The following is a 19495-nucleotide window of genomic DNA, read 5'->3' as shown; positions in this document are numbered from 1 at the left end:
TCGGCAGAGCTCATAATGGCTTCAAGCAGTGCCAAGATACTTTAGAATCAATGTTTTAAGCTAGACAAAATGATACGAAGAAGTCTTCTTGTTATTTACACAAACTTCTTGACACTCCCGTTTAAAATCTAATATATTTGGTATGATAGTTCAAAAAAGATGATTAGTCATGAACTACCCAAGCAATATTTCCCGCCAACAATTTGAACTCATTCGTCCCGACTTAGAAGCTGCACGGCGTTCAACGAGGCCTCGAAAGTATGATCTTTATGAGTTGTTCTGTGCAGTTGTCTATGTTTTAAGAACTGGCTGTCAATGGCGCGAGTTACCAGTTGATTTTCCTCGCTGGCAATTGGTCTATTACTATTATCGCGTATGGTCTGAGGAACAGATTATTGATGAACTATCAATCTTAGATCAGTGTTTAAAAAAATTGTCTTTACCCTACGGGAAAAACAGTCACGCTCGGCTAGAACATCTTTCATAATCATTGACGCACAAAGCGTTAAAAATACCGATACTGCTGAGCATCGCGGCTACGACGGTGGTAAACGCATATCCGGCATCAAACGCCACCTAGCGGTTGATATTAACGGCTTACCACAAGCAATTCACATCACCACGGCCAATGTTTCCGACCGTAATGGAGCCAGTGCCATGTTAGCTCTAAATTCTGGGCATTTACAGCAAGTTAAATCGGTTCTTGTCGATGGTGGCTACACTGGATCGAATTTTGCCGCTGATGTTTACACTAATTTAAACGCCACCGTCCAGGTGGCTAAACGCAATGAGCTTCATAAATTCGAAGTACTGCCACAACGCTGGATCATTGAACGTTCCTTCAGTTGGTTGGATAAATGTCGACGACTTTGGAAGAACTGTGAGCGTAAACTCAATTCAAGTCGTCAAATGGTTATCTTAGCGTTTCTGGTATTACTCCTAAGAAGATTTTAAACAGGTTCTGAAACTAACGATTCATTGATTATTATACCGCGCTGGCCTTCAAATAACGACTCAACGCCCCCTCGACAAACGCCTAAGCCCGCGGTAAACTAGTTATGCCTCAAATTTAAGCCCCATCAAATTTAATTGGAGGCAACTAATTTTAAGGAAGCTGGTCATCAAATGGAACAAGAATTCTTAGACGTGATCAAGGACCAAACGCCCGCGACCATCATCACCATTAATGCGCATCCCGCAAGTGTCGTCAACACCTGGAGCCACTACATCAACGTGGTGGACGACCATACGCTATTGATTCCCTCCGCCGGCATGCATTCCATCGAAAATGATTTGACTGCCGATAATCATCTGACCGTGACCATCGGGAGTTACAAAGTTGAGGGGAGCCAGGGGATGGGCCGTGGGTATCACATCCACGGGACCGGAAAGTTTGCAACGTCCGGCGCTAACTTTGACCGTATGAAGCAACAGTTCGACTGGATTCGCGCGGTCCTCGTGGTCACCATTGACGATATCCAGCAAAAAATCTAATTTTGAAGTGTGACGCTGCGACTGGACTGGGCACCTAAAAAAGGCACTCGGTGCAGTCGTTTTTTGCGTCACCGGGAGAAACGACCACTAAGGTTTTAAGTTACATTTAAGGTTGATTGGTCAAAAAGATGGGTTGGCACCTGGACAAATTCAAAAACTATAAAATGGCGACATACCGGTAATTATAAGAAAAAAGCGGTAACGTCTAAACCTGATGTTAACGGGTGAATTATTTTCTTATATAAACCTTAAAACCCTTAAGCTTAAGCGAAAACCCCAAAAATTACGACATGATTTGTTATACTGAAATTGTTCTAGCGGAACTAACTATTGTTTAGCGGCTCCAGCGATATGAGCCTAAGCAATCGCAATTTAATAAAGTCAATTGACTTACTTTAAAGTTAGCGGCAACGATTTTCGGTGTCGTGGCTATGGTGGTACTGACTAGTACGGTAGCAGGTGCTTAGTTTGCCAGCATAGCGGGTTCCTTATCAGAACCAACTGTAACGGTAGTAGCAGACTGTTACAGATAGTGCCGACGATTAAGTCGGCTAACAACTACACGATTAAGGCTTAAGCACCCTTAATCTTAAAAAAGATGCGTTCCTCCAAACACATCGTGAAAAGGGTTCAGCTGGTTAGATTGCGACCAGTTGAGGCCTTTTTATTTTTGTCTTAGTTATCCGGAATTAGCCCGAGACTTCCCTTAGCGCATTTTTGAAATGGGGGGTAAAATGGGTGAGTACTTAATTTCGTGTAAAGAAGGACAACCTATATGGATGATACTAAGATTCAGCCCCGAACCTGGGGTGCGATTTGCTCGGTAGCGCTGTTAAGTCTCCTGGGAATCATGACCGAGACCTCGATGAACGTGACTTATCCGGAGCTTTCCCGGCTATTCCACCAGTCGTTGGACATGACGCAGTGGATCACCACGGCTTACTTGTTGATGGTGACCATTATGATGGGGACGACGGCTTACTTATTAAAGAAACACCAACCGCAAATGTTGCACGCGTTGGCCGTGGTCTTCTTTATGGTCGGTGACGTGGTGTGTGCGCTGGCCCCAAGCTTTGGCTTGTTGTTGGTCGGTCGGTTAGTTCAAGCTGCCGCAACGGGGATTGCAACGCCGCTACTGTTTCACTTGATTTTTACCCAGATTCCCCGGCAAAAATTAGGGATGATGACCGGGATCGCCGGGATGATCATTTCCTTGGCGCCGGCATTGGGCCCAACTTACGGGGGCCTGGTCTCGTCGACCATGAGTTGGCGGATGATTTTCTGGTTCCTATTACCGTTTGGCTTGGTCAGTCTGATTGGAGGCCAGCTCTGGGTCCGCGGCAAGGTGACGCCCAACGTCAGTCCCTTTAGTTGGGGCAGCTTTATTCTGTTAGCGCTAGCCATGACGACCTGGATCTACGCTTTTTCCGTCATCGGCAAACATGGATTTCACGCCGAGTTCTGGGGCTTATTAGTGGCCGCACTAATTTTATTTGGCGGCTTTGTATGGCAGAACAATCGTGGGACGTCGCGACTGGTCAATTTGAGTGTCTTTCGCATCCCCGCGGTACGCTTAGATGCCATCACCTACTTTGGCTTACAATTCTTGAACATCGGGATTTCCGTCGTGATTCCTGTTTACGCCCAATATGTCTTGGGGAACGGGGCACTAGTCGCCGGCTTGATTCTGTTACCGGGAACCTTGGTTGGTGCGGTGATCTCGCCGTTAGCTGGTCACTTAGCGGATCGACGGGGATTCGCCTTACCGGTTTTGACCGGAAGTGCCCTAATGATTATCGGAGCGGTCAGTTTTATCAGTTTTCAGCCTTGGCTGACCGCCATCCTGTTGATGGTGTTCTTCATCATTTTACGGGCCGGGTTCAACCTGTGCTTCTCCAACACGATTTCCAACGCAACGACTAATGTGCCGCTACAATCTGCCACGGATATCAGTTCCTTGTTCAACATGACCCAGCAACTGGCCGGCGCGACCGGGGTCGTCTTCCTGACGGCGCTGATGGCTATTTTCCAAAATCAAGGTCAGGGGAGCCTCATGACCCGGACTTATCGTGGTGGTCGGGTCGACTTCTGGTTGACCGGGGCATTAGCCCTGTGTATCGCCATAATCAATTGCATAAACTACTGGCAACAACACCGAAAAGCTCAACGCACTGCTTCCGGCCAAGCTTGACGAATCATGGTTAAGACCGGCATAACCCGTTGGCGTTGGGACCGCAAATAGCTGGCATAGATGGGCATTTGAGCGGCGGTATCGCTGATGGGGATGCGCACGCGGTTGTCGTTAGCTGCCTGGTCAGCCGGAATGGCGGTCGATAGGTTGGTACTGAAATACGGAAAGTCGGAGTACTGGGTGATTTCGGTAAAGGCGGTATGTTCCGCCTGATAAAGGAAGTTAGCTCCCGGAATCTGGTCTTGGATGATGTCCCGCCACTGGCCAATGTCTTGGAGTACCAAGAAACTTAAGCCCCTTAACTCTTGGAAACGAATCGTGGCCTGGTTGGCGTGATACATGAACTGGTCCAGGTTGACCGCAAGACTTTCGGTCCCTAGGTATTGGGACTCGATTTGCTTGGTCGTAAGGCCGTGACTAGACAATACCAGGCTGGCGGCGTGACTTAACAACGTCTGGTCGGGCACCAAGTTGGGGTCGAACTCCGTCTGGTGAGCGGTGGTGTTGAGGACGCGGTCAATGAGTAGGAGCGGTCCTGGCAGGGTGCTCTTGATGATGAATGTTTGTTGTTCCTGGTCGTAGGTGTGAATCTGTGCGACGGCTTGGTCGTTAGCCGTGACCAGTTGTTGGGCCAGAGTCGCCGCGAGTTGGCCCGTTGGCGTCAATGCCAGCCGGTTGGGGTGACGGTCAAACAGGGTCACCCCCAGCAAGTCTTCCAATTTTTGCATGCCCCGGGTGACCGTGGGTTGGGTGACGTTCAAGGCCGTCGCAGTCTGGGCCAGGGTGCCAGTCCGTGCGAAGGTGGCGAGTTCCATCCATAAATAAAGGTCAATCAAAGATGTTCAGCTCCTTAGAATACGTTACTCGTATACTAGTATAGCAAACAGGTAATTTTCAATTAAACCGATTGTGATTATACTAAAGTCATCCAGTCAAGAAAGGACGATTAGATGACGATTCCAACGACGACCCTGAGTAACGGGGTCCAAATGCCACAATTGGGGTTTGGTGTGTTTCAAATCCCCGATTTAGCTGAATGTGAAGCGGCGGTCACGGCCGCGATTAAGGCCGGGTACCGGTTGATCGATACCGCCACGGCGTACCAAAACGAGGCCGCGGTGGGCCGGGCCATTCAAAAGAGTGGCGTGCCCCGCGAAGAGTTCTTCGTGACGTCGAAGCTCTGGGTGTCCGATTTCACTTACGACCGGGCCAAAAAGGGCATCGATGCCTCATTAGAAAAGTTGGGGCTCGATTACCTCGACTTATACCTGCTGCACCAGCCTTATGGTGACGTGATGGGCGCTTGGCGGGCCATGGAAGAGGCCTACCACGCCGGTAAGATTCGGGCCATTGGGGTCTCGAACTTTTATGCTGATCAGTTGAAAAACTTGGAATTGACCATGAGTGTGGCTCCGGTGCTGAACCAAATCGAGGTCAACCCGTGGTACCAGCAACCCGAAGAAGTTGCCTTCAACCAACGCGAGGGTCTCCGGGTTGAAGCGTGGGCACCGTTTGCGGAGGGCAAACACGACATCTTTACCGATGCGACCATCCAAAAAATCGCCCAGGATCACGGTAAGACCACGGGGCAAGTCATCTTACGCTGGTTGCTCCAGCGTGGCATCACGGTGATTCCCAAGTCCGTGCACCCCGACCGTATGGCGGAGAACCTGGCCGTCTTTGACTTCGAGTTGAGTGACACAGAAATGACGACCTTGGCGGGATTGGACCGCCAGGAGAGTCAGTTCTTTGACCACCGTGATCCGGTGACCATCGAACAGATTTTTGGGTCCAGTTTACAGCAGTTACACGACTAATTTTTCAAAGGAGTGTTTTTGAAATGACAACGACACCAACGATTCAATTAAACGACGGCAACGCCATTCCAGCCATCGGCTTTGGAACCTTCCAAAGCCCGGATGACGGCACGACGTATCAAGCTGTTAAGGACGCTTTAGCGGCAGGCTACCGCCACATCGACACGGCGGTCGCTTACTTCAACGAAGACGAAGTGGGCCGGGCCATCCGCGACAGCGGCATTCCGCGTGATGAAATCTGGGTCACCAGTAAACTCTGGCTCCAAGACTTCGGTTACGAGGCCGCCACTAAGGCCATCGACCGCTCATTGAGCGAATTAGGTCTTGACTACATCGACCTCTACCTGATTCACCAACCTTACGGAGATGTTCCGGGGGCTTGGCGTGCCATGGAAGCTGCGAAAAAGGCGGGTAAGCTGAAGTCCATTGGGGTGTCCAACATGACACCGAAGATTTGGAACCAGTTCGTCCCGGACTTTGAAACGTTGCCATCCGTCAACCAAGTGGAATTCAACCCGTACTTCCAGCAGACCGAATTACGGAAGCTTTTGGCACCTAAGGACGTCAAGCTTGAAGCCTGGGCGCCGCTAGGTCAGGGAAACCAAGACCTCTTACAAGAACCCGTGATTACCAAGCTGGCGGCTAAGTACAATAAGGACGTGGGCCAAATCATCCTGCGGTTTGAACACCAAGAAGGCATCATCGTCTTCCCGAAGTCGGTCCACGAAGCCCGTATCAAGAGCAACCTCGACATCTTCGACTTTAGCTTGACCGATGATGAAGTAGCGCAATTACGGCAACTCGACAAGGGCCAGGGGCAACACGATCCTGACACGCCGGGAACGAAAGACATGTTGCTCAACGCCTTTGACGTTCACGCTAACGATTAATTTACCGTAGGCCCCACAACAGAGTGACTATGGGGCACGGAGACACTAACGCTAACTCATAGGCCGCCGCTAGCAAGCCTTTCTTCAATTGAAGAAGGGGCGTTGCTAGCGGCTTTTGTAATTGGTCAAATTTAACGTTTCCTCGGCACCCAGAAAGCGGTACCATAAACTTGAGGTGATAAGATGAAAATTGGGGTACGCCGTGGATTACCATTTTTGGTGACCGACGATCAGCACGGCCAAGCGGTGTTGAACGCCGCTACGGTCTTAGAGACGGTCCAGACGCCCGTCAATCAACTGCAGTTAGGGGACGTAACTCGCTTTGACCAGGCCGACTTAGGTCTACCAGTCCATGCGCCCGGGCAGATTTTTGCGGTGGGGATGAACTACCAAGACCACTCGGCGGAGATCCATATCGATTTACCCAAGACACCCAGCATTTTTACCAAGTTCAGTAGTTCGCTGGCGCCCTCAGTAGTCACGGTGGCCGCCCACGGCCCCCGGACCGACTGGGAGACGGAACTGGTCGTGGTGATTGGTGACGGCGGCCGAGACATTCCGGTGGCGTCGGCCCTGGACCACGTGGCTGGCGTGATGGTCGGGGAAGATCTATCCGACCGGGAAGTGCAATTTGAGAACGACAACCCTCAATTTTCCATGGGCAAGTCGTTTCAAAACTACGCGCCGGTGGGGCCGTGGCTGACGACGCTCGACGAGGTGGCCAATCTGGACCAAGAGGTCATCACGACCATCGTGAACGGGGCGACGAAACAGTCGGCACCGTTGGGGCAGATGATTTTCAAGGTGCCGGATTTGATTCACTACCTGTCGACGATTGTGGCCCTCGAACCTGGCGATTTGATTTTTACCGGGACGCCGAGTGGAACCGGCGTCGGTCACCAGCCACCACTCTTTTTGAAGCCCGGTGACCAGTTGACCGGAAGCATCACGCACTTGGGTACACTGAAAATGACCATTCAATAAGTTAAAAAATCACCACCATAGCGATTCATTCGAACCGTTACGGTGGCGATTTTTTAACTCATAATGCATCGTGTCGTTGTAGGTGCACGTACCCGATATCGAGCAACAAACTAACCAGTAAGGTGCCAACAAGCGTGCTAACCAGCAGCGTCACCGTGATGGCGGTGACGCCCCATCCCGTAAGCGCCAGGCCAATGGTCAAGGCTAAGTTGGTCCCGATAGCCACCATAACGGGCCGGCTAGGCTGACTCTGCCACCAGTGATGTGGTGTTCGGGTCATCAGAATCGTCAGCATGGCGCTGGTGATCAAGTAAACGTAAAGCACCGTGCTGAGCTGTCCAGTCGGGATACCACTTGCGCTTAGAATAGCCATCAGGAGTAGCCCGATGATCGTCCAACTCCCGGCCAGGACCCCGGCTAACCGGCTAAGCCGCCGCAAATTCCAGTGTTCCGGTTGAACCGTGGTGATGGTGTGGTCGGTCCCTAAGACCAAGGTGACCACGTCGTTTAGAATGGCGACCAAGATCATAGCGTTCAGTGCCAACGGAATGTGGCGCAACCACAGGTAACCCAGGGTCAACAATAGCGTCAGCTCAGCTGTTCGGGACAGTTTGGTGATCGTCCAGGTCATCATCCGTTGGTAAACGCGGTGGCCGCTGTCAAGAATGGTGGTCAAGGCGGTCAGCCCCGGCGTCAATAAGACGACTTTCGCGGCACGCTTGGCCAGATCGGTGGCGTTGGCCACGGCGATGCCGACCTCGGCTTGTTTCAAAGCTGGGGCATCGTTGACCCCGTCACCGGTCATACCGACCACGTGGCCTAGTTGTTGGAACCGTTCCACGACGGCGAGTTTATTTTCGGGGACCACGTCGGCGATGCCGGCGAGCTGGTGCGGGTCAGCCACTTGGTCGAGGTGGTCAAAACTCACGACTTGGCCGGTCAAACCGACTTGTTGGGCCACTGCTTGGGCGGTGCGCACATTGTCGCCGGTCAGCATCATGACCTGTACGCCGCGGTGTTGGATGGTCTGGATTGCCGTAGCGCTGTCCGGCCGCGGTTGGTCTTGCAACACGAAGATACCTGCTAACGCATCGTTGACCGTCAGCGCAACGGTGCGGCCGGCTGCAAAATCAACGGTGATTGGGATGTCGTCTGACAACAGCGCACTTAACTTGGTGTACCCCCCTAGGTGCAAGTTAAACGTGGTGTCAGCGGTGACCACGGTCGCTGAAGAATACCCCGTGGCAGCGGTAAACGGAATGAAGCGCTGTGGAACCAACGCGGTCAACTGCCGAGCCGCCGCATAAGCGCGTAGGGCCTGGTCGATAACACTCGGATGACGTGGGTCCGTGGCACTAGCTGCCAGTTGGATCAGCGTGGCGTCACTGAGCGCTGATAGGTTTGTGAACTGGACGACTTGGGGTTGGTTGGCCGTGATGGTCCCGGTCTTATCGACCAACAGTAAGTCTAAATTAGCGGCTTCCTGAATCCCCGTTAGATCACTGACCAACACGTGTTTTTGGCTGAGTACTTTGGCTTCAACGGAGTTAGCGACCGCAAAACTCGAGGGCATGGCAATCGGAATCGTCGCAATGAAGAGCATCGCCAGAAACGGCAACATGGTAATCAGGTTTTCTCCCCGCAAGAGGGCGACGCCAATCAAGATGACCGCAAGTACCGTATCGAGTAGCGCCAGGTAACCAATGATCTTACCCAGTAAGCGCTGGAGATGTCCCGGGGATGACGATTGGTTGACCAGGCTGATGGTCTTGCCCGCACGGCTGTTGACCCCGGTTTGGGTGACGGTAGCCAGGGCGTGGCCATTTAGAACTTCGGTGCCGGCAAAAATCGTGCTCCCTGGATCACGGGTGAGGGCGTTGGCTTCCCCGCTGATCGAGCTTTCGTTGAGCTCTAAGGGGTGGGTCAGAACCTCCGCATCGGCCGGGACCAAGTCGCCTCGGTTGAGACTAATCAGGTCGCCGACGACCAGGTCTTTAGTGGGACGCTGTTGCCAGGTCCCGTCACGTTTCACGGTCACCGTGGGCGTGAGTTGGTGGGCCAAGGACTGAAGCACGGTGGTGGCCCGTTTGGCTTGAATCGCCCCGTCGATGGCGGCGAACAACAACATCAGTAAAATGAAACCGGCCTGAACAGTCTTGCCCAGGATGATTTCTAAGACCAGGGCGCCTTCCAAGATCCACGCCGAGGGTTCCCAGAGGCGCGCAAGCACGGCTTTCGGAAAACTAAACGGGGTCTCGGGAACGTCGTTGGGCCCGTCAGTGGTGACCCGTTTGGCTACTTGAGCGGCGGCCAGACCGGTCGCGTTAAAAGTGGTCAGGTGTTCCATGACCAGTCACTTCCTTCACGAATAAGACTCCCCACAGTCTAGTGTGAAGTTAATCGGCGTCGACCTCGTTGGGGAACTTCGCTAACCGAGTCCCGTCTTGGCCCAACTCTTCTTCGATCCGTAAGAGTTGGTTGTACTTAGCGACCCGTTCGGAACGAGCTGGCGCCCCGGACTTCAGTTGTCCGGCATTGGTCGCGACCGTGAAGTCGGCTAAGAAGGTATCTTCGGTCTCACCGGAGCGGTGAGACATCATGGTGTTGTAGCCGTTCTTCCGAGCTAAGCGCATGGCTTCTAGCGTTTCGGTGACCGTCCCAATTTGGTTCAGTTTGACTAAGATGGCGTTGGCCATGCCGTCCTTGATGGCCTGACGAATCAACTTCGGGTTGGTGCAGATGTTGTCATCGGTGATGATTTGGACCCGGTCACCATACTTTTGGGTGAACTTCTCGAAGTTTTCCCAGTCATTTTCATCGTACGGGTCTTCCACGGAAATGATTTCGGGGAACTCGTCGAGGAGCTTACCGTAGTAGTCGCTGAGTTCGTCCGGCGTGTAGGTCGTGCCCTCGAGGTCGTAGTTCTTGGTCTGGTCGTTATAGAAGTACGATGCGGCGGCATCAAAGGCGATGGCGATTTCCTTGCCGGGTTCGTAGCCGGCCTTGACGATGGCTTCCCGTAACATCTTTAAGGCTTCTTCCGACGAATTAAGGTCCGGCGCAAAGCCCCCTTCGTCACCTAATCCGGTAGTAAAGCCGGCGTCTTCGATGACCTTCTTTAAGGTGTGGTAGGTGTTGGCGATCTTTTCGAACCCGTCCCGGAAGCTAGTCCGTTCCACGGCGGTGATCAGAAATTCCTGCATGCCGATGCCGTTATCGGCGTGTTCGCCACCGTTGATGACGTTGTGGAAGGTCTGGGGCAGTTCGAGGTCTTCACCGCCTAAATACCGGTACAAAGGTTGGTGGGTTTCCAGCGCCGCCGCGCAAGCCGTGGCCATGGAGACACCCAAGATGGCGTTAGCCCCTAAACGCGCTTTATTTGGCGTCCCATCGAGGTCGATCATGATTTGGTCCACGTGGGCCTGGTTGAAGGGGTCTGCGCCGCGTAACGCCGCGTTGATTTCGGTGGTCACGTTCTTGACGGCCGTGGCGACACCTTTGCCTTGCAGACGCTCGCCGCCATCCCGTAATTCGACGGCTTCCTTCTCCCCAGTGGAAGCGCCGGATGGGACCGCCGCGCGACCCCGAATCCCGTCGGACAGGATGACGTCGACCTCAACGGTAGGGTTTCCCCGTGAATCGAAAATTTCCCGTGCTTTAACTTGTTCAATCACAACAGACATAAAAATTTACTCCCTTTCGCGCTTTCAAAAAAAGACATCTACCGGTTTTTCCCGGGCATCGCAAGTTATGCAGGGGGAAATAAAGCCAGTAGACGTCATCAATTGATTGCTCAATTATTTTGGCGAACGTCATCGCCATTAGATTTTACGCTCTTAGTGTACCCCACGGCATTGACCCGCGCAATCGATGATAAGCCGGCAGACCGAGTTGGTAAGGCGAGCGGGAATACTAATGGGGCACAACTAATGACGGGACCATGGGTTTGACGGCAACGGTGCGGCTTGAGCCAGTCCCTCCCAAAATAATTGAACATAGCCTAATGATGGTTAATAGTCGCGATTAACGTTGGCTCCGCCGCCAGAGTAGTTGGTTAGGATACGGAGCAAGCTAGTGAGGTGGGCGCGCAGGGACGGTGTTGGGATTTATTGTGAATTAATTATCTATCTGGATTGCTTTTGAACATAATTTCAATAAATTCCTTTACAAATGTGCAGAGATTCGGTATATTAAGGGTGACAAATGAAAGGGGTTTCATAATCATGACATTAACGACTGCAGAATTGGCGAAATACCTGGACCACACCAATTTAAAAGCGGATGCGACCGAAGCTTCAATCCGCCAAACCTGCGAAGAAGCCAAACAATTCAACGTGGCTTCTGTCTGCGTGAATTCTTACTGGATTCCGTTCGTGGCTGAACAATTGAAGGACAGTTCCGTCAATCCTATCGCCGTTGTGGGCTTTCCACTAGGGGCCATGGCCACGGCTAGCGAGAGTTTCGAAGCGGCGACGGCCATTGATGACGGGACCGAAGAAATCGACATGGTCATCAACGTCGGTGAATTAAAATCGGGTAACAATGAGGCTGTAAAAGAAGATATTCAAAGCGTGGCGGCGACCGTCCACGCCAAGGACAAAATTTTGAAGGTGATTTTGGAGACCAGCTTGCTGACCAACGATGAAATCGTCACGGGTTGCCAGTTGAGTGAACAGGCCGGGGCCGACTTCGTGAAGACGTCCACCGGGTTCTCTACGGCGGGGGCCAAGGTCGCCGACGTGAAACTGATGCGGCAGACCGTGGGCGACCGCTTAGGCGTCAAGGCGTCCGGCGGGATTCACAGTAAAGAGGAAGCGCTCGCCATGATCGACGCCGGGGCCAGCCGCTTGGGGGTCAGTGCCACGGTGGCAATCTTAACGGGTCAGCCCGCCGCGAAAAAGGCCGGTTATTAGGATGACATGACAGTTGTAGGAGGCAGAACAGTATGACATTCAAACGTATCTTTGGCATTGTAATGGATTCCGTCGGGACTGGAGCCGCTCCCGATTCCAAGCAGTTTGGTGACGCCGGGGCCGACACCATCGGCCACGTCGGCGAACATTTTGCCGGGAAACTAGCGTTGCCGAACCTGGCTAAACTAGGTATCTCGAATTTACGGGACACTCCGATTGTCGGCGTACCGGTAGCTCAGAACCCGCATGCTTATTATGGCAAGATGCAAGAGATTTCGGCAGGTAAGGATTCGATGGATGGCCACTGGGAAATGATGGGCTTACCGGTCCGCAAAGCGTTGAATACCTTCCCCAACGGTTTTCTGGCTGACATCATCCAGAAAATGGAAGCGTTCTCAGGACGGAAAGTCATTGGGAATCGCCCGGAATCTGGGACTAAGATCATCGCTGAATTAGGGGAACACCAGATGCAGACCGGCGACCTCATCGTGTACACGTCGGGGGATTCGGTCTTACAAATTGCCGCCCACGAAGACGTGATTCCCTTGGACGAGCTTTACAAGATCTGTGAGTACGCCCGGTCGCTGGTCAACGGTCCCGAGTATCTGGTCGGCCGCATCATCGCCCGGCCATACGTGGGTCCGGACGGCCAGCACTTCACCCGGACTGCGAACCGGCGAGACTTCACGTTGGAACCCACCGGCCCGACCGATTTGGACCGACTGCAACAAGCAGGCGTCCACGTGGTGGGAATCGGCAAGATCAACGACATTTTCTCCGGTCATGGCATCGACGAAGGCTACCATAACGAAAGCAACATGGACGGGATGGACCACGTTGATCACGTGATGCAAGAAGACTTTACTGGTTTTTGCTTCACCAACTTGGTGGACTTCGACGCGATGTACGGCCACCGGCGCAATCCTGATGGTTTTGGTCAGGCGTTGATGGCGTTTGACCAACGTTTGGGCACCGTGTTAGCGAATATGCACGACGATGATCTGTTGATGATCACCGCCGACCACGGCAACGACCCGACCTACACGGGCAGTGACCACACGCGGGAATTCGTGCCGTTAGTGGTTTATTCCCCGAGTTTCAAGCAGGGCGGTTCACTCGGGATTCGAACCCCATTTGCGGATTTTGGGGCAACAGTCCTGGACAATTTTGGTGTCAAGGGTAACAATGAAGGTCAGAGTTTCTTAGCGGATTTACAGTAGTTATGACTCACTAAGGAGGAAACATCATGAGCAACCATTTGGAAGCCAAATCAGGCGATATTGCGGACACGGTCTTGATGCCGGGGGACCCGTTACGGGCCAAGTATATCGCGGAGACCTACTTTGAAAATCCCGTGTGTTACAACAAGGTGCGCAATGCATTCGGGTATACCGGGACCTATAAGGGTCACCGCATCTCCGTTCAGGGGACTGGGATGGGAATCCCATCGATTTCCATTTACGCCCACGAACTGATCACGGAGTACGGGGCCAAGAAGCTGTTTCGGGTCGGCACATCTGGCGGGATGAGTCCCGATGTTCACGTGCGCGACGTGATTTTAGCCCAGGCGGCGACGACCGATTCGTCTATCATCCACAATGTCTTTGGTGGGGGCATCTACTATGCACCCATCAGCGACTTTGGTTTGCTGGACAACGCCTACCATGCGGCGCAAGATCTGCACATCCCAGTAAAGGTCGGCAATGTTTTAGCTGAAGACCGGTTCTACAACGATGAAATGGACCGGCAAAAGTTGGTCGATTACGGTGTGCTGGCTACCGAAATGGAATCAGCGGCTTTGTTCCTGATTGCGGCCAAGTACCACGTCAAGGCGATGTCCGTGTTGACCATCAGCAATCATTTGGTCACTGGTGAATCGACGACGCCTGAGGAACGGGAAAAGTCCTTTGATGACATGATTAAGGTGGCGCTCGAAGCCGCCATTCGATAACTGTGGGGGTCATCTAAGTGAGGTGACCACCCAAACGAGGGGGCAATGACATGGCAGAGACTACAGATGAACGGATTGCCCAAGGGTTGACCGTTGCCAAGCTCTATTATCAGGCCAATCAAAGTCAAAGTCAGATTGCCCAACGACTAGGGATTTCCCGGCCTACCGTTTCGCGGCTGTTACAATTTGCCCGTAAACAGGGGTTGGTTCGCATTCAGATTGTGGATCCCGTCCAAGACGTCCAGACGTTAGAACAGGAGTTGCACCAGGCGTACCAGGTGGAAGTCCACGTGGTGCCGACGCAGCTCACGGCCGCTAGCGAAATCCTGAATACCGTCGGGCAGTACGCGGCCCGCTACCTCGAAAGCATCGTCTCGGAACACGATGTTATTGGGATCGGTTGGGGGAAAACGATTTATGCGATTGGCCAGAATTTGCAACCCGACACCCTGACGGGGGTGGAGGTGATTCAGCTCAAAGGGAGTGTCAGTTATTCGACGGAGTATACCTATGCGTACGAAAGCATCGATGCCTTTGCCAATGCCTTTCACGCGATGCCCCAGTACTTACCGCTACCGGTGATCTTTGACCACCAAAAAACCAAGGAACTGGTGGAAGCCGAGCGGCACATCCAGTACCTCCTAGAGCTGGGCGAAAAGGCCAATATCGCGATCTATTCGGCAGGGACCGTTCGCAGTACCGCGCTGGTGTTTCAATTAGGTTACCTTCAAGATAAGGAGAAACACTACTTGCAACAGCACGCGGTCGGCGACATCTTCTCGCGCTACATCGACGAAAATGGTGAAATCGTCGATCCCGAATTGAATCGGCGGACGATTGGCATTGAGTTGGCCAGTTTGCGGCGCAAGGACCACTCGATTTTGGTGGCCGCGGGCGACGCTAAGGTGGCTGCGGTGCAAGCGGCATTACGGGGCAAGTATCCCAACTGCCTCATCATCGATCAACACGCAGCAGCGGAATTACTTAAAGTGACTTAAAGCTGGGGGCGGTTAGCTGGCAACATCAGCCGACCGCCTTCTAGTGGCTAAATGACCGATTAGCAACGTCCAACAGGGCGTGACCAGTAGAAATGGAGTGAACTTCAGCATGAGAATGGTAGACATTATTGATAAGAAACGAAATGGTGGCGAACTGACCGCTGATGAGATTCAGGACTTCGTTAGTGGCGTGGTCTCCGGTGAGATTCCGGATTACCAGACCAGTGCGTTTTTGATGGCGACCTACTTTCAGGACATGACCGATGCGGAGCGTTCCGAACTGACCATGGCCATGATGAAATCGGGGGACCATCTGGACCTCTCCTCAATCGACGGCATCAAGGCCGACAAGCACTCGACCGGTGGGGTTGGCGATAAGACCAGTATCCCGTTGGCACCCATCGTGGCCGCATTAGGCATCCCGGTACCGATGATTTCAGGTCGGGGTCTGGGCCATACGGGGGGCACGTTGGATAAATTGGAGGCCATCCCAGGTTACACCGTGGAAATCAGCGAACAAGATTTTATCAACCAAGTCCAAGACGTGAAGTGTGCCATCGTGGGGGCCACGGGCAATATCGCCCCGGCTGATAAGAAAATCTACGCCTTACGCGACGTCACGGACACGGTCGATTCGATTCCGTTGATTGCGAGCTCCATCATGAGTAAAAAAATCGCGTCGGGGACCGATGCATTGGTCATCGACGTCAAGACCGGCTCCGGGGCCTTCATGAAGACCCTGGATGATTCACGGGAGTTGGCCCACGCCTTAGTGGAGATTGGTAAGGGCGTCGGCATGGACTGCATGGCTATCATTTCTGACATGAATCAGCCGTTAGGAAACGCCATCGGTAACGCTCTGGAAATCAAAGAATCCATCGACATCTTAAAGGGTAAAGGTCCAGCCGACATCACCGATTTAGTCTTGACGTTAGGGGCGCACATGGTCGTTATGGCCAAAAAGGCCCCTGATTTGAAGACGGCCCGAGCCATGTGTGCGGGGACCATCCAAGACGGGTCAGCGTTGCAGAAGTTTGGTGACATGGTCGCCGCACAAGGGGGCGACCGCAACGTCATCGACCACCCCGAAATCATGCCGCAGGCTAAATACCAGATCGAGTTGCCTGCTAAGACCAGCGGGGTCGTGAGCAAGGTGGCGGCCGATGAGATGGGGATTGCCTCCATGCTTCTCGGCGGAGGCCGGCAAAAGGCCGACGACCAGTTGGATTACGCCGTAGGTATCATGATGCACAAGAAGATTGGGGATTCGGTGCAAGCTGGGGAGTCGCTTCTGACCATCTACAGTGATCGAGAAGATATGGCCGAGATTAAAGACCTGCTCTACGCGAACATTGAGATTAGTGACACCGCCGAACCCCTTACACTGATCCACGAAACGATTCGGTAGCTCATACGACTGGAAAGTTTGAAACGACTGGGGGAACCCGGTCGTTTTTGGTTGGGCAGGCTAGAAAGTTGATTTTAGCCCGCTGGTTATGACGATGAACGTTTAGTTAAGTCACCGAGATTAGCTCGGGAGAAGCTTTGGGGGATACCGCCGGGTCAATTGCCGGTTTTTGTGAAAAAATTAAGCCAGATTAGTGACAGGACCGCCGCTTTTGGCTAAACTTTAAGTAAACGGGTTATTTGTAGTCAGGGGATGTTACCGCCATGTTGGAAAATTTATTAGCGGTTATTCGAGAAGAAAATTTATCAGAACAACTTTATCATAGTTTAGTCGGCATCAAGCTGACGGAGCAACGCGTCGACCGACGCGGCCGGTTAAGCCAGCGTCCCCAGCCGCAGGCGTGGTCCAATCGACCAGACCATCCATATTTACGCCGCGGCCGACGACCCAACCAAATCATGGTGGTGACGGAACCCAATCCGAATATCGGGGGGGCGCTTGACCGGTTGGATACTTTACAGACCGTAGCGTACCATTCGTTAGAGGCCGATGACCGAATCTGGCCAATGAGTTTGCCACCGATTACCGATGCCGCTGAACTGGCAAGCGCCGGGGCGGGACACCAAGCCGACTGGTTAACGGGAGTCAAGTTGAGCTATAGTATGCCGGACCCCGTGATTCACCGCCTCTACAGTCACTACACGGCCGATTTCGATTCCGTCGTGGCCTTTAAAAACGAACTCTATTTTCGGATTGCCCAAAATTTCGTGCGCTACCAGTGGCTTCTGACCTACCTCTTTGGCGCGGCCCCGTTAGCTGAACGGGGGTTTTTAGACACCTTACCCGAGATTCCCCAACGCCCCGTCCGTAGCTTGCGGCACTGTGGCGCTTTTCCGACCGGAACACCGGTAACGTACACCTCATTAGGGGCGCATCTAGGAGCCTTGCAACGCTTGGCGGCTACGGGAGATTCGCCAGCCGCGGGTCCCGTGACCTTGAAGGGGCAAGTGACCCCGCAAGACTTTTTGACTGGGGGCATCGGGTACCTGGAATTCGGCGGTTTTGACAACACGCCGTTCACGGCCAACGGTGTCAGCCGCCACGCCCTGTATTTCTTAAAAACGTTTATGATTTACCTACTGGTGACGCCATTGCCGACGACGAATCTAGCTGCCGTGCTGGCCGCGGGTCGGCAGAAAAATACGGCCGTGGCCCTCGAACGTCCAGACCAGCAAACGCAGTACCAGGCCGAAGGGGAGCGTATCTTTAGCGCCATGACCGAGATGGCCCACCACTTGCACGCCCATACGGAACAGTGGAGTGCCATTGATGACCTCGCCGAGATTCTGACCCATCCCGAACTGACGCCCGCCGCTAAAATCATGGCACACGTCAGTCACCAAAGCTTGATGGCGTATGGGTTACGGGTCGCCAATGCTTGGCGCTACCAACGGTTGAATGGCACGGCGTTGTTGCCGGTTTACCGGGATTTGAACCTGCGGAGTCAGCGGTTCATCTTGACGGCAATGCAGGCGGGGATTCAGTTCTACCAGGTCAAAGACGAACTGGGGTCGGACTTGTTGATGTTCACCCACGGTGGGGTGACGCAGGTCTTGCAGGAACGGGATACCCAGACGACGGATCCCAAAGGGCAATTGAATCAATTGTTCCCGGAACTCGCTGAATCTTAAAGGAGGATTGTTGCTGTGGAACTCCGCGTTTTACGTTACTTTTGGACGATTGCGGAAGAGGAAAACATCTCACGGGCTGCGGCAATCTTGCACGTGACGCAACCTACGCTGAGTCGCCAATTACGCGCCCTCGAAACCGAACTGGGAACGCCGCTCTTCGACCGTCAAAGTAAGGGCCTGGTGTTGACCTCGGCGGGCTTGTTTTTAAAAAGCCGGGCCGCCGAGATCCTCCAACTCACGCAACAGACCACCCAGGAGTTCGTTAACCGGCGTCAACAATTATTTAGCGGGCACATTACGGTAGGGTGCGTTGAGGCTGATAACTCTGACACCTTAGCCATGTTGTTGGAGGACTTCGTCAGTGATTATCCCCAGGTGACCTTTGATATCTTTAGTGGGGCCAGTGACATCATTACCGATCGGTTGGATAAGGGCTTATTGGATATGGCGATTCTCTTGGAACCGGTCAACACCGACAAGTACCACACGCTGACGTTGCCGCGGACCGAGACCTGGGGGCTATTGATGGCGGCCGACGCCTTCTTGGCCCGGCAAGATCACGTGACCCCAGCGGACTTGGCGGGGATGCCCCTGATGATTTCGAATCGCCCGGAAGTCCAGCGACTGTTGACCAACTGGTCGGGGTTGACCCGCCAGCAGCTCAACATCATCGGTACTTTTAATTTGAGTTTTAATGCCTTACCGTTGGTGGCCCACCAGGTGGCTGCGGCCCTAATGATTGCCGGGGCCATCACTAACCGCCAACCGGCCGAGACCAAGTTTTTGCCCTTAAAACCGGCCATCCAGACCAATTGTGTGTTGGTCTGGCGGCGCGACCGGGTCCTGACTCCAGTCGTTACCGAATTCATTCGTTATTTCAAAGACGCTTTTGCCCATTAGGGGCGGGCGTCTTTTTTCGTGTGTGTCGAATTTTCCATTAAAGTGTAAGATACCATTGAATGACCGGCCCCAAGCATAAATGTTTAACAGCTGCGTAAAACAAAATAGTACCTACGACGATCTGTAGGCACTATTTATCCGGGTTTAAATGCAAACGATGCGCTTTTTGCGGAGCTGATAGCGAGTACAAGTTAGACCTGTATCTGGACAAGGACGTCGTGAGTAGCAATCAACATCTTCTGGAACAAAAATAATTCA

At 53.0% G+C, this 19495-nt stretch carries 16 protein-coding genes and 1 riboswitch; of the genes, 13 read left to right on the top strand and 3 right to left on the bottom strand.

The genetic code is table 11. The annotated features are described in order from the left end of the window. Nucleotides 1–169: 169 nt before the first annotated feature. The 3 genes from DXH47_RS08435 (at nt 170) to DXH47_RS08425 (ending at nt 3685) form a co-directional block, all read left to right on the top strand. A protein-coding gene (locus DXH47_RS08435) for an IS5 family transposase (protein ID WP_390885920.1) occupies nt 170–954 on the top strand; the annotation gives its coding sequence in 2 pieces (ribosomal slippage) (nt 170–422 and nt 422–954; 786 coding nt in all). Between the two features lie 171 nt (nt 955–1125). After that, the gene (locus tag DXH47_RS08430; protein WP_170954988.1) at nt 1126–1494 is read left to right on the top strand and encodes a pyridoxamine 5'-phosphate oxidase family protein; all 369 of its coding nucleotides are present in this window, start codon (nt 1126–1128) and stop codon (nt 1492–1494) included. A gap of 775 nt (nt 1495–2269) precedes the next feature. Beyond that, nucleotides 2270–3685, top strand: coding sequence for an MFS transporter (locus DXH47_RS08425; RefSeq protein ID WP_129032909.1), 1416 nt, complete (start codon nt 2270–2272; stop codon nt 3683–3685). On the opposite strand, the gene DXH47_RS08420 is transcribed toward DXH47_RS08425, so the two are convergent. Next, nucleotides 3658–4521 carry a LysR family transcriptional regulator gene (locus DXH47_RS08420; protein ID WP_129032908.1) on the bottom strand — a complete coding sequence of 288 codons (864 nt, stop codon included), beginning with the start codon at nt 4519–4521 and terminating at the stop codon, nt 3658–3660. The two genes, DXH47_RS08425 and DXH47_RS08420, sit on opposite strands and share 28 nt — an antisense overlap. A gap of 114 nt (nt 4522–4635) precedes the next feature. Here DXH47_RS08420 and DXH47_RS08415 point away from each other — a divergent pair, with 114 nt between their 5' ends. The 3 genes from DXH47_RS08415 (at nt 4636) to DXH47_RS08405 (ending at nt 7376) form a co-directional block, all read left to right on the top strand. After that, the gene (locus tag DXH47_RS08415; RefSeq protein WP_129032907.1) at nt 4636–5502 is read left to right on the top strand and encodes an aldo/keto reductase; all 867 of its coding nucleotides are present in this window, start codon (nt 4636–4638) and stop codon (nt 5500–5502) included. Nucleotides 5503–5525: 23 nt separating this feature from the next. Next, entirely contained in the window at nt 5526–6392 is an 867-nt protein-coding gene (locus DXH47_RS08410; protein WP_129032906.1) for an aldo/keto reductase, read from the top strand. 183 nt (nt 6393–6575) lie between these two features. Then, nucleotides 6576–7376: a fumarylacetoacetate hydrolase family protein gene (locus DXH47_RS08405; RefSeq protein ID WP_129032905.1), complete on the top strand. Its 801-nt coding sequence runs from the start codon at nt 6576–6578 to the stop codon at nt 7374–7376. 58 nt (nt 7377–7434) lie between these two features. Here the strand turns inward: DXH47_RS08405 and DXH47_RS08400 are convergent, their stop codons facing one another. Together DXH47_RS08400 and eno are read right to left on the bottom strand one after the other, a co-directional pair. After that, nucleotides 7435–9723, bottom strand: coding sequence for an HAD-IC family P-type ATPase (locus tag DXH47_RS08400; protein ID WP_129032904.1), 2289 nt, complete (start codon nt 9721–9723; stop codon nt 7435–7437). 49 nt (nt 9724–9772) lie between these two features. Further along, complete coding sequence (gene eno, locus DXH47_RS08395) at nt 9773–11059, bottom strand: phosphopyruvate hydratase (RefSeq protein ID WP_129032903.1); 1287 nt, start codon at nt 11057–11059, stop codon at nt 9773–9775. Nucleotides 11060–11141: 82 nt separating this feature from the next. Further along, nucleotides 11142–11205, bottom strand: a riboswitch (Fluoride riboswitch). A 394-nt stretch (nt 11206–11599) separates the two neighbouring features. On the opposite strand from eno, the gene deoC reads away from it, so the two are divergent. The 7 genes from deoC to DXH47_RS11755 all read left to right on the top strand — a co-directional run bounded on the left by deoC (nt 11600) and on the right by DXH47_RS11755 (nt 19237). Then, nucleotides 11600–12289 carry a deoxyribose-phosphate aldolase gene (gene deoC / locus DXH47_RS08390; RefSeq protein WP_129032902.1) on the top strand — a complete coding sequence of 230 codons (690 nt, stop codon included), beginning with the start codon at nt 11600–11602 and terminating at the stop codon, nt 12287–12289. A gap of 32 nt (nt 12290–12321) precedes the next feature. Further along, a complete protein-coding gene (locus DXH47_RS08385; protein WP_129032901.1) occupies nt 12322–13509 on the top strand; it encodes a phosphopentomutase in 1188 nt (395 codons plus the stop codon). Between the two features lie 26 nt (nt 13510–13535). Next, a complete protein-coding gene (deoD, locus tag DXH47_RS08380; protein ID WP_129032900.1) occupies nt 13536–14240 on the top strand; it encodes a purine-nucleoside phosphorylase in 705 nt (234 codons plus the stop codon). Between the two features lie 50 nt (nt 14241–14290). After that, entirely contained in the window at nt 14291–15238 is a 948-nt protein-coding gene (locus DXH47_RS08375) for a sugar-binding transcriptional regulator (RefSeq protein ID WP_129032899.1), read from the top strand. Nucleotides 15239–15347: 109 nt separating this feature from the next. Next, nucleotides 15348–16646 carry a pyrimidine-nucleoside phosphorylase gene (locus DXH47_RS08370; RefSeq protein ID WP_129032898.1) on the top strand — a complete coding sequence of 433 codons (1299 nt, stop codon included), beginning with the start codon at nt 15348–15350 and terminating at the stop codon, nt 16644–16646. A gap of 263 nt (nt 16647–16909) precedes the next feature. Further along, nucleotides 16910–18337 (top strand): gamma-glutamylcysteine synthetase, encoded by a 1428-nt coding sequence (locus DXH47_RS11760; RefSeq protein WP_182150568.1) that lies wholly within the window; start codon nt 16910–16912, stop codon nt 18335–18337. Between the two features lie 15 nt (nt 18338–18352). Next, on the top strand, nt 18353–19237 hold the full coding sequence (locus DXH47_RS11755) for a LysR family transcriptional regulator (RefSeq protein ID WP_182150569.1): 885 nt from the start codon (nt 18353–18355) through the stop codon (nt 19235–19237). Nucleotides 19238–19495: the final 258 nt, after the last annotated feature.

The organism is Levilactobacillus suantsaii (assembly GCF_004115745.1).
GTDB lineage: Bacteria > Bacillota > Bacilli > Lactobacillales > Lactobacillaceae > Levilactobacillus > Levilactobacillus suantsaii.
This window is presented reverse-complemented; position numbering and strand designations above follow the sequence as displayed.